The organism is Kangiella japonica, assembly GCF_039523535.1.
In the GTDB taxonomy this organism is placed as follows: domain Bacteria; phylum Pseudomonadota; class Gammaproteobacteria; order Enterobacterales; family Kangiellaceae; genus Kangiella; species Kangiella japonica.
The window spans coordinates 259974-272150 of the sequence record NZ_BAAAFM010000008.1; the positions used below are offsets into that span (position 1 = coordinate 259974).

9 protein-coding genes and 1 tRNA gene are annotated in these 12177 nt (G+C 41.3%); 5 read left to right on the plus strand and 5 right to left on the minus strand.

Annotation, left to right across the window (positions count from 1 at the left end; translation table 11 throughout):
• The first annotated feature begins 213 nt into the window (after window positions 1-213).
• Both ABD128_RS10315 and ABD128_RS10320 read left to right on the plus strand, forming a co-directional pair.
• Window positions 214-1032: a cyanophycinase gene (locus ABD128_RS10315; protein WP_343989890.1), complete on the plus strand. Its 819-nt coding sequence runs from the start codon at window positions 214-216 to the stop codon at window positions 1030-1032.
• Window positions 1033-1083: 51 nt separating this feature from the next.
• Window positions 1084-1689 (plus strand): hypothetical protein, encoded by a 606-nt coding sequence (locus tag ABD128_RS10320; protein WP_343989893.1) that lies wholly within the window; start codon window positions 1084-1086, stop codon window positions 1687-1689.
• A gap of 93 nt (window positions 1690-1782) precedes the next feature.
• On the opposite strand, the gene gltX is transcribed toward ABD128_RS10320, so the two are convergent.
• On the minus strand, window positions 1783-3201 hold the full coding sequence (gene gltX, locus ABD128_RS10325) for a glutamate--tRNA ligase (RefSeq protein WP_343989896.1): 1419 nt from the start codon (window positions 3199-3201) through the stop codon (window positions 1783-1785).
• A 402-nt stretch (window positions 3202-3603) separates the two neighbouring features.
• Here gltX and ABD128_RS10330 point away from each other — a divergent pair.
• The 3 genes from ABD128_RS10330 to ABD128_RS10340 all read left to right on the plus strand — a co-directional run bounded on the left by ABD128_RS10330 (window position 3604) and on the right by ABD128_RS10340 (window position 6001).
• Window positions 3604-3679 (plus strand) — tRNA-Val (locus ABD128_RS10330).
• A gap of 208 nt (window positions 3680-3887) precedes the next feature.
• Window positions 3888-5270: an FAD-binding oxidoreductase gene (locus ABD128_RS10335; protein ID WP_343989899.1), complete on the plus strand. Its 1383-nt coding sequence runs from the start codon at window positions 3888-3890 to the stop codon at window positions 5268-5270.
• Window positions 5267-6001, plus strand: a complete 735-nt coding sequence (locus ABD128_RS10340; RefSeq protein ID WP_343989902.1) for a hypothetical protein — start codon at window positions 5267-5269, stop codon at window positions 5999-6001. The genes ABD128_RS10335 and ABD128_RS10340 overlap by 4 nt, the downstream gene beginning before the upstream one ends.
• Window positions 6002-6031: 30 nt before the next feature.
• Here the strand turns inward: ABD128_RS10340 and ABD128_RS10345 are convergent, their stop codons facing one another.
• The 4 genes from ABD128_RS10345 to ABD128_RS10360 are packed head-to-tail and all read right to left on the minus strand — an operon-like array spanning window position 6032 to window position 12137.
• Window positions 6032-9334, minus strand: coding sequence for a ligand-binding sensor domain-containing protein (locus ABD128_RS10345; RefSeq protein ID WP_343989905.1), 3303 nt, complete (start codon window positions 9332-9334; stop codon window positions 6032-6034).
• 28 nt (window positions 9335-9362) lie between these two features.
• Entirely contained in the window at window positions 9363-9929 is a 567-nt protein-coding gene (locus ABD128_RS10350; protein ID WP_343989908.1) for a lysophospholipid acyltransferase family protein, read from the minus strand.
• A 14-nt stretch (window positions 9930-9943) separates the two neighbouring features.
• Entirely contained in the window at window positions 9944-11464 is a 1521-nt protein-coding gene (purF, locus tag ABD128_RS10355) for an amidophosphoribosyltransferase (protein ID WP_343989911.1), read from the minus strand.
• 1 nt (window position 11465) lies between these two features.
• Window positions 11466-12137 (minus strand): CvpA family protein, encoded by a 672-nt coding sequence (locus tag ABD128_RS10360; protein ID WP_343989914.1) that lies wholly within the window; start codon window positions 12135-12137, stop codon window positions 11466-11468.
• Window positions 12138-12177 lie beyond the last annotated feature (40 nt).

A 12177-nucleotide genomic window follows, 5' to 3' on the forward strand; every position in this document is an offset into this window, starting at 1 on the left:
AGGGATAGGCTACTGGTTAAATTTTAGACTTAACGATATATAAAGCGGTATAACAATGGCTTACGGAAACAAGTTAAATAAGACCGCAAGCAAGTGTCAGATTTTTTTACGAATAGCACCAACTCTGCCACACTTTTGGCTATAGGTTGATGATAGTATTACTCGCTGTTAGTGCTGGTACCGATAGCGATACAAAACTTGGAGTAACAATAAATGCCATCACTAGGTAGTGGAAAGTTCGATCGAGGTTATATTATTTCCATAGGGGGGTGTAAGCACCAACTGGATGATATTGTCGCTGAGCAAATCCGAAGTATCTGTTTAAGTGCATCAGCTTCAGCGGTTATCGTGAACGTAGGCCCTTCTTCTATTGAGCATCAGTTAGATAAAGTGCTAACAAATAATGGCTTTGAAGAATGCGTTGAGATAAGTATTAACAGTCGCCAAGATGCTAATAACCCCAAGCATCTTGAGAGGATGAGCGACAAAGAACTGATTATTATCCTTGGTGAGAAGCCACTACAAATTTCGACCATCATTGGCGGAACTCCGGTCGCTAAACAAATAAGGAAATTAAACGCGGACGGTGTCCATGTAGTCGGAAGCTACGGCGCTGCAGCTTTATTGAGTGAGCACATGATAGCAGGTGGTGATGAGTCTGTTGCACCCAAGCAAGACGGCGTGACAATGGCTCCAGGTTTGGGTTTAACTAACCGTTTTATGCTCGATTATCACTTCGAGCAACCGGGTAGATTAGGACGACTATTAACTGCCCTGTCCTATAACCCTTTTACTATCGGTATTGGGATTGATGAAGGATCGGCTTTATTTATAAGCCCTAAAGATGAGTTACAAATATTTGGTGTTGGCTCGGCAACCTTGATCGACCCAAGTAATTTGCAATATTCATCTATGGGCACAGCTGGGAGTGGCGATTATATCTCGCTGTTTGGTTTACAAATGCATATTTTAGCCCCGGGGAGTCGTTTTAAAGCCGCTGACAGCAAAGCTTATGACGAACATTGGGCTTAGATTTTCACATTACAGTTAAGTTTTAAATAATCATTCGTTAGGTGACATTACATGACAAAATCTAGTTTGAAAAATCTCGGTACAATCGTTGCAGGTTCACTACTATTATGGGCATGTGCAGCCCCAAAGCCTGTTGAGCCTACAAAGCCAACGCCACCGCCAAAACCGGTAAAGACCTATAATGATATACATATCGGCGCTAATAATTATATGACAGTCCCTTCTACCTGGAAGGTTAAGCAAAATATTATGCCAAAAGGCTATGTTAGCTACACACTGAAAAGTAAAGATGTTCACACTGTATTGACTGGCTACAAAGCCAATCGAACTGAGTTCAACGTCAACAAAAGTAAAAAAGATTTAGCCAGCGTTACTATCCTTTATCGCACTGGTTCGAAGTCTAAACGTAAAAACTACATTGATATAAGTGACAACCACAAAGCTGGTGGCTATACGCAACACTCTTGCCAGACAGACACGAAATGTTACCAAGTATTCCCTTTATCTAACTGGCGTTCGGTAATGGCTGCTGACTTCCATGTTGGTGGTATGAAATACACGCTAACTGCTGGCGTTGACGATTTAAAAGGCATTCATGCAAAAGATGTTTTAAAAGCAATCAAAAGTATCAAAGTTAAGCCTTCTGTTACTCAGTAAGTCACTCAGTAAGCAAGTAATATCTCCCCCCTAACAAAAAAAGCCTGCGATTTGCAGGCTTTTTTTATTCTCGATAATTGGTAGCAAAGCAATCTAGCTTTGTGCTTCACGCTCTGCGATAAAGGCTAAGGCTTTATCGATTCGCTGTAATACACGCTCTTTACCAATCAACTCTAGAGTGATACCTAAATCGGGGGACATACCTGAACCAGTAACGGCTACACGTAATGGCATCCCTACTTTACCCATACCTAGCTCTAATTCTTCGGCCGCTGAACTAACCAAGTCGTGTAATACGTCTGCTGACCAGTCTAGTTGCTCTTTTAGCTTGTTCTGCACTACTTCAAGAGGTTGCTTCGCTACTGGACGCAGGTGCTTTTTCGCAGCTTTAGCATCAAACTCGTCATAGTCTTGATAGAAATAACTAACCGATTCAGCTAATTCGCTCAACGTTTTAACACGCTCAGCCATTAACGGAATCAAGCGCTTAATATCAGGTCCATTGGTCAAATCAAGACCAGCTTGATCAATATGCCATTGCAGATGTGGCAAGACCTCATCCGCCGGCAATTCTTTCATATAATGCTGATTCAACCAGTTCAATTTTTCGGTATTAAAAGCCGAAGGCGCTCGGTTAACATCCTTCAAATCAAACAGCTCAATCATTTCATCAACAGAGAAAATTTCCTGATCGCCATGTGACCAGCCCAATCGTACAAGGTAGTTCAGCATTGCCTGTGGCAAGTAGCCCATATCACGATATTGCATAACACTTACAGCACCATGACGTTTAGAAAGACGTTTGCCATCATCACCTAAAATCATAGGCACATGTGCGTAAAACGGTGGCTCGGCGCCTAATGCTTTGATCATGTTGATTTGACGTGGCGTATTATTGACGTGATCGTCACCACGGATAACATGGGAAATCCCCATATCCAAATCATCAACAACCACGGTGAAGTTATAGGTTGGGGTGCCATCAGTACGCGCAATGATTAAATCATCAAGCTCAGAGTTACTAACCGTAATTTCACCTTTAATCAGATCGTTAAAGACAACTTTACCCTCTTCTGGGTTTTTAAAGCGGATTACGTGGGGCTGGCTCTGATCCTGCTCATCAACACTTAAATTACGACAGTGGCCGTCATAACCGATGTTTTGTTTCGCCTCTTGCTGGCTTTCGCGCAGTTTTTCCAAACGCTCTTTAGAGCAATAACAGCGGTAAGCCTGACCAGACTCCAGCATTTTCTCAATTTGCTCTTTGTATCGATCAAAACGTTGCGTCTGATAATATGGGCCCTCATCATGGTTTAACGTCATCCACTCCATACCATCAAAGATAGCCTGTACAGACTCTTCCGTAGAGCGTTCACGGTCAGTGTCTTCGATACGTAAAACAAACTGGCCTTGATACTTTTTAGCAAACAACCAACTGTAAAGCGCGGTTCTAGCGCCACCAAGGTGCAAATAACCTGTAGGACTCGGTGCAAAACGTGTTTTAACGGTCATAATGTTAACGATTAGTAAAAGTTGCGCCTATTCTATCAAGGCCTAACTATTTACAAAACCTATTTTGCTCACTGAGTGCAGGTTAAAGTGTTCGCAACTATTTGATAACTAGATAACTTCAAACGCTAAACTAATCAATTCATCATCGAGTCGCCTCCTAAACTCCTCTATTAAGGAACCATTGACTAGAGCCCAACGATAAATCAATACCATAAAAAGGACTACTATGTTCAATAAACACTCACTTCGCACAATAATTCGACAAGAAGTCACTTTTTTTAACTTTTTATAACTATTTATAAAAAAAACAGTTGACCTAAAACTCATACAGCCATAGAATGCGCCCCGTTCTTGAGGAACACATCCAAGAGATGAACTTCCTTAAATTGAACTCTGGAATGTGGGTGGTTAGCTCAGTTGGGAGAGCATCGCCCTTACAAGGCGAGGGTCACTGGTTCGAGCCCAGTACCACCCACCACTTTCCATACCCTTTTAGATTGAATTATTTTAAACCTCTGAATCTTTCAGAGGTTTTTTTTTGCCTACGATATTTACCTGTATGCGATTTCGGCTGGTGTTTTGGCAAGATATTTTTTTGCTGAGAACAAACAACTCATTTCAATTAATCAAAAGCTCTGGCAAAATACGTCCTAGCCTTTTGAATTCAAAGAACAACGGAGCTCTTTGTGCAACCTTCGCTAGATTCACTAAGCAAAATCCTTGATGCTGACTGCATTCTGACTGATGACGATTCACTCAAACAGTACGGAAAAGACTGGACGAACCAATACCCTGTCAAGCCAATGGCCATTGCACTGCCTAGAACCACTGAACAGGTTGCAAAAATCGTAAAGTGGGCTAATGATAACAATATCGCTATCGTCCCCTCAGGTGGCCGTACAGGGCTTAGCGGTGGCGCAGTAGCCAGCAATGGAGAACTAGTTGTAGCTCTAGACAAGATGAACAAAATTCTAGACTTCGAAAAAACAACCCAACAAGCCAAATGCCAAGCAGGAGTCATTACTGAGCAGTTGCAGCAATTCGCCACTGACAATGAGCTTTACTACCCTGTTGATTTTGCATCAAGCGGTTCATCACAAATAGGTGGCAATATTGCAACCAATGCCGGTGGTATTAAAGTTATCCGCTATGGACTTACACGTGACTGGGTCATGGGGTTAACCGTAGTTACTGGTAAGGGCGAGATCTTGGAACTTAATTCAGGTCTTGTAAAAAACGCCACAGGTTACGATCTTCGTCACCTTTTCATCGGTAGTGAAGGCACCTTAGGACTAATTACTGAAGCGACTATAAAGTTCACGCGACCGCCTAACAACCTTACCGTATTACTACTTGCCATCGAGGATATGACGAAGGTAACCGAGCTGTTGAACCTGTTCCAAAAAGAAGTTGACTTAACAGCATTTGAATTCTTCTCAGAAGAAGCGCTACAAAAAGTGATGGCGCATCACAAGCTGCCACGTCCGGTTGAAACTCAAGCGGCTTTTTACTGTTTACTAGAGTTTGATGTAGACTCAGAAGATCGTCTTGAAAAGGCGTTAGAGTGTTTCGAAGCATGTTTAGAGCAGGAATTGATTCAGGACGGTGTCATGAGTCAAAGCCAGCAACAAGCGGAAGAACTGTGGAAGTACAGAGAATATATTTCTGAAACTATTTCCGCTAGAAAGCCCTACAAAAATGATATTTCAGTCACTCCTGACAAAGTCTCTGAATTCTTGACTAAAGTAGACGGCATTGTCAGTGAACAATACCCAGACTTTGAAGTCATTTGGTTTGGGCATATTGGTGACGGCAATCTACACCTCAATATCTTAGCCCCTGAAAGTATGAGTTATAGTGAGTTTACAACCGCTTGTGAGAAGGTAAACCCTATGATTTTCGATGTTCTTAAAGATTTGGGGGGCAGTATTTCGGCTGAGCACGGCGTTGGTCTATTGAAAAAGCCATACTTAAACTATAGTCGCTCAGACGCTGAAATTGCTTATATGAAGGGCATAAAAGCCGTTTTTGACCCTAACAATATAATGAACCCTGGGAAGTTAATTTGATACTCCTAACACTAAGCATCATTGCCATCTTAATTGGCCCAATAGCCTTGAAGGTGATTGGCCACAATAGGCGAATGGATGACTTTTTATTTCCTTTTGTGCTGGTCTCTGTCGGCTCATTATTAATTTTTGATGTCCTGCCAGTTCTTTGGAGTAATATCGGTTACGCCCTTTTCCCGCTATTATTGCTTGGCTTTTTTGGGCCTGCTTTAGTCGAAATTACCTTCAGGCGATTCGCCCATAAAACTCATAGCATAGCACTAGTTCTTGGTATTTTAGGCTTAATGACTCACTCTGCTATCGACGGTGCTGCAGTTGTTACCGTTGAAGGTAACGAAATGCTTCCTTATGCAGTTATCCTTCATCGCTTAGTGGTGGGACTGAGCCTTTGGTGGATCGTGAATCCGCTTTGGGGTAATCGAAAGTCAATGATTGTATTTGGCGCTATGATTGTCGCTACGGTGTTGGGCTACTATATTGGTGAGAAACAACTCTTTGGCCTTCACAACACTTACATTGACTTTTTTCAAGCCGTAGTGAGCGGTACCTTGCTTCACGTCATTATTCACCGCCCTCACAGCCACTCTCACGACAGTAAGGACCCTCATGTGCATACTCATGAGGAAGCAGCCGAGCAGCAGTTTGTAAGCTCTATAAAGCACAAAGGCTATTTTGTTTCAGGTCTGTTGATTGCTGCTGTTCTTGTGATAGTACTGCATCACTTGCACTAAAGCATAAGCTTGAGACTTATGCTTTAGCTATTAACATTCCCAGTCAATTTTATTTGACTTAGGAATTGAAGATACATATTCCAATTGGCCACTAGCTAAAAGTCCACTAAGATTTGTTGTAATCTGGGTACGTATTTCTTGCGGGTGTGAGAACTGATTGGTATAAATCCCAAGCCAAGCGTTACGACTATTTGTTTTAGCGACCGAAAGAGCCTTATTGATTACGTAAATCAGCTGCTCCCATGTGATAACTTCTTTAGGATTATCAAGGAAAGGGAACCGCCCGAAACCAACGCTACAAGTAACATCAATACTCGCTCCATTGCCGAGATCAAATTTTCGAGAGGCTATGATTGAGCGGATTTTCTCAGCAAGAATCATCTGCTCACGCTTTTCAATACCACGACTTAAAATTAGCAGTGTGGCACCCTGCCACCGCACTAGAGTATCGGTACCGTAACTGATTGTTCGCAGACATTCGGCTGCTTGCTTTAATATTTCGTTACCGCAGAGCGGTCCATGCTCTTTATTAATCATTGAAAGGTTATCAATATCAACAGCAAAAACACCAAGATAAACTCCAGCAATACCATCATTCTCGAGCCAAGTTTGGGATATATTTGCAAGCTCTTTATCAATATGCTGCTTTAAATAATGCTTACTTTTAAAACCAGTGACTTGATCGGTAAAGGATTGGCGCTCTAACTTCTCTTCTAACCGCTCTGATAAATACCGCTGCTCAGAAAGCGAATATTGTAAATCCTCAACTTGATAAAGCAGGGTTTTCTTCTCACTCAAAAGCAATTGTGTCTGCGCCTTTCGCTCATCAAGTTTGATTTCCTGCTCTGTCAGACGGCGAGAAAAGTACCTAGCCAGATAGACAGCCGTACCGAGAACGACAACCGTTAAAGCGATAAGGTAGAGCATAAATCCCTGTGCGCTTGCCCAAAAGCCTTTATTAACACTTAATCGCAAAATCACTTCTTTTTCTTCCCACCGACCATTTTTTTGTCGAGCCTGGGCTGTGATTAACAATTGCGCTTGATCAAGGTTATGAAGTCTAATTGTAGGTCCATCTAAATTCACCCAATCATCTCCAAAAGCATCAATTTTATAACGATATTCAGATTGAATACCGTTGATAAAATCAAAAATAGAGAGCTCAATAGTGACTACACCTTCATCATGCACTCTAGCGAAATACTCACCTTTTTGCTGAGTAACCCTAACCACTTCATCATTCTGTTTGATCGATGTGACTTTTAATGTTTTGTTAACTTTATCAATACTAACCTTGTTAGGGGTCAGTAAGGTAATACCGTTAACGCCGCCAAAGTACAAGTTACCTTCATCATCAACCAGGTCAGCATTGGTGAAAAACTCGTTAAATTGCAAACCGTCGTTATAAGAAAAGTTTATCGGTCTTCCCTTATCTGGGTGGTATTTAACAAGACCATTTGAAGTAGAAACCCATAAATAACCAGACTCATCCGCTAAGATTGAGCAAATAAAATCATCAACGAAGCCATCATCTTCAGTCACTCTTTGGAAATACACATTCCCTTTTGAGTTATACCGAACGCGATTTAATCCAGAGACAGTTCCAACCCAAAGTACGCCAAGTAAGTCTTCATAAATAACGGTCACATCTGAGTTGGAAAGTGTTTGCGGATTGGAAGGTTCAGATTTAAATATCTCAACTCTTTTACTAAGAGGATTGAACCGTATTAACCCTTCAGAAAAACCCATCCAAATATATCCCTGTAAATCTTCATAGATGGTATAAACTCCATATTTAGTATCCATGAGACTCTTAGGTATCAATTCAGCATAACTTGTGAACTCTAAGCTGTAGGTCTTAGAAGCTTCACTATTTCGACGGACTTTTATCTGGAAAAACTGATTCACCCCACCAATCCAAATATCTCCATCGCGAGTCTCTATAATGGTGGACATATCCTGTAGATTTATCGTTTTACCATTGATGTCTTGTGCTTCTTTTATGAAATTAAAGCTATCTTCATCGTAGGGCTTAATAAATAAACCTTCGTTACTGATTATCCACAAGTTACGATTCCTATCCTCAATCATTCCTGCGACATAACCGGGCGAGATAAGCTCCTCTCCGACTTTTAAGGGCGAATACTTAGTTAGCGTTGAAAAGTCTGAACTATATTTGTAAATACCGGATGCATCGGTACCAATTAACAACTCATCACTATGTGTTTTAAGCAGAGAAGTCGTATAATTATTCCTCCCTAAATGCATTACTTCCTGTTTTTGCAAAAGATGAATAAAGTTTTGCTTGGAACTCCAATAGTTAACCCCGTATAAACTACCAATCCAAAATATTCCATCTTTAGTTTTTGCTATGGATTGTACATAGTCATTGCCAATTGAATAAGGATCACTAATTTCTGCATAATACTCAAGGCTTATGGATTGAGTTGTTGCGTCCCAAAATTTTAGTCCTGAAGAGGTAGCTAGCCAGTATCCACCGTTATGAGATAAAACATCTAACACCAGAACATTTTTGGACTTACGCTTATCATATACCTGGTGATAGATGAGCTCACTATCGTTTAAGTTAAAAACCGCAAAGCCCTTATTGCCCTTGATTAAAATTTTATTCTGGGTTTCATCATCGACTTTTAGAGTACCAAGCTGAAGCTCTGCTGATAAACATTTTGAGGCCTTAGACTTACCCTCTAAATCGACGAAAACCAGGCAGTTATCTTCGAGGAAGTACAAACGCTCTTTAAGGTAAGTAAAGCTTTTAATCGTGTTGTTTGAAATTAGAGGATCGAATTGTGATAAACGAATAACTCTATTGTTAGCTTTATCAATCGAAGCAATATAGTCGTCAGTTAATACAAGCAATTGCTGATTGTCAGTTGGTGTTACCGCATGTATTTGCATGCTGCCGAAATTTGGGTCACTTTCTCTTTCTAACGCAATAACCTTTTCTGCCCATTGCGTCACTTCAAGTGTTTCAACCTCAACACTGTCTATGCCTAGCGTAGTAAGCGCCCAGATAGTATTTTTAGTGTCATAATATAAATCTATAACAGTCGGTGAGCTAAGGCTATTGTCCTCTTTCGGGTTATACATGACATGCTTAAAAACTCGTCCATCGTATCGATTTAGCCCATCCTGGGTGCCGAACCACATATAGCCATGTTTATCTTCTATGATACTGTTTACTGTGCTTTGGCTCAGGTTATGCTCGATAGTTATAGAATGGAAGCGAACTCTATCGCTAAGACTGTGAAGAGCTTTAACATCAGGAGTGAATAATAGACTTGCACAAAAAAATGCAAAGACATGGGTCAATAATAAGAGTGCCTTACAAAAACTACGATTAAGGCTTGGTCGATTCCTCGATATGAATTTCACTGGCAAACTCTGGTTTTATTCCTAATTTATCTTTATAAAAGTCCCTGATTTTATCCATATCCTGTCTAATCTCGCCTGAAGGCTGGATAAACCCTCCAATCCCAATCGTCTTTGTTTTAGAGTCCAAAAAGCTAAACACTATCGGTACCTGTGCCTGTACCGCTATATGGTAAAACCCACTTTTCCAGTGGGACTTTTTACTACGCGTGCCTTCTGGTGCAAGTGCTAACTGGACCCGCTCTCTTGAGTTGATCTCAGCTACCACTTGCTTTACTACATTATTTTTAGACGAGCGTTCAACAGGTATACCACCAAGCCACTTAAAAAACCAGCCAAGGGGGGATTTAAACAAAGTATGCTTACCTAGAAAAGCCACATCCATTTTAAAACAGAATCTAACCATCAACATTAAAACGAAGTCCCAGTTAGAGGTGTGAGGCGCAAAAATGATTACACACTTCTTGAAATCAGGGAGTTCTCCAACCTGTTTCCAGCCAAAGAGTTTTAACAGTGCTCTCATTAATGTTTTCATGGTTAAGCCATCTTTTATTGGTTGTGCAGGTCCATGACCATCGCTGAGACTTCAACTTCTTCAGAATCTTGCGAGGATTTAGCTAGGTCATTTCGCTTTTGTTCAAGAGCTGTTAAATAGTCTTTATCAATATCACCTGTAATGTATTCTCCAGTGAAGACAGACAAATCAAACTCTTTTATATCGGGATTACCTTCTTGAACAGCTTCAACCATAGCATCAACGTCTTGATAAATAATTTTGTCTGCTCCAATAATTTCACCAACCTCTTCTTCAGTACGGTTGTGTGCAATTAACTCATCAGCAGCAGGCATATCAATACCGTAAACGTTTGGATAACGAACAGGAGGAGCTGCAGACGCAAAGTATACTTTGTTCGCTCCGGCTTCTCGTGCCATCTCGATAATTTGCTCTGAAGTAGTGCCTCGAACAATGGAGTCATCCACTAAAAGTACGTTCTTTCCACCAAATTCCAGATCAATAGCATTTAACTTTTGGCGTACGCTTTTTTTACGTAATTGCTGGCCAGGCATAATAAATGTTCGACCAATATAACGGTTCTTAATGAAGCCGTGACGCATCTTTAAATTCAACTCGTTCGCTAGTTGCATCGCAGAGGTTGTCGACGTGTCAGGAATAGGTATCACAACGTCAATATCATGGTCTGGCCATTCTCTTAAAATCTTCTCTGCCAGTTTCTCACCCATACGAAGACGTGCTTTATATACAGAAACATTATCAATCAACGAGTCTGGACGAGCTAAATACACGTGCTCGAAAATACAAGGAGCGAAGGTGTTTTCTTCAATACATTTCTTTGTGTGTAACTCACCATCTTCAGAGATAAATACGGCGTGACCTGGACCAATATCATCAATCAACTCAAAGCCAAGAGCATCAAGCGCAACAGACTCAGAAGCAACCATGTACTCGGTCCCAGTTTCGGTTTCACGTTTACCGTAAACCGCTGGACGAATACCGTATGGGTCACGGAAACAGAGAAGACCGTGCCCACTAATTAAGGCTACTCCTGCGTAAGCACCCTTACACCGTCTAAAGACCTCACCAACTGCAGTAAAAATATCTTCTGGCTCTAGGTGTGTTTTGTTTAATGCTTGGAGCTCATGAGCTAAAACATTAAGCAGAACTTCTGAGTCTGAATTGGTGTTTAAATGACGACGATCGGTTGAGAAAAGTTCTGTTTTAAGATGGTCTGAATTAGTCAAGTTACCATTATGAGCTAGGGTAATGCCGTAAGGTGAGTTGACATAAAGTGGTTGCGCCTCTGCTGATGTTGAGCTCCCAGCAGTTGGGTATCTCACGTGACCGATTCCAGAGTTACCAGTCAGTCTTCTCATGTGACGCGTATGAAACACATCTCGAACCAGACCATTATCCTTGCGCAAATACAGCTTCCCTTGGTCACTAGTTACTATACCGGCTGCATCTTGACCACGGTGCTGCAATACCGTTAAAGCGTCAAAAATACTTTGGTTTACAGGTGTTTTACCTACGATTCCAACAATACCACACATATTAATTTTGCTCGTCGTTTTTGGTTGAAGATTTAGCGTCAGATGAATCATCATCTTCCGTTGTTCGGGGGTCATCTCCATTGATCGGCATTTCCGAGCTATCCAGTCCCTTCATCTTAATCAATGCGCCGATAGGATCTGAGTTATCACTCAATACAGATTCAGATTGTTTGTCATCGTTTGACTCGTCTTTCATTTCGGGGACAACGTCTCCTAGTTTTTCGTAAAACCAAGCAGAAACAATTTCCATATGAGGTAGGAGACTTGATTGATCCCACCATTTATCTTTGGGTACAGGTGTAAACTGTTTTAGTGCTAAAACGATGAGAGCCACGATCAAGACACCTCTTAGGGCTCCAAAAAACATTCCTAAAAAACGGTCGGTACCACTCATACCTGCAGCATCGACCATTCGCCCAACAAGATAATTTATGATCCCCGCTACAACTAGCGTTGCAACAAATATCGCCACCCAAGATACTCCTAAACGGATACTATTGGTCTCGATATGATCAACAAGAAGTTCTGAAACTGGCTCATAGAACATTTTTGCTAGGAAAAATGCTGCTATCCAGCCGGCTAAGGATAAGGCTTCACGAACAAAGCCACGGAGTAGACTAATCAGCGCTGAAACGCCGATAATCGCTAAAATGACCCAATCAACCCAAATCATTAAAGAGGATGCCTCATAGAATTAAGGTGGCATTTTACCA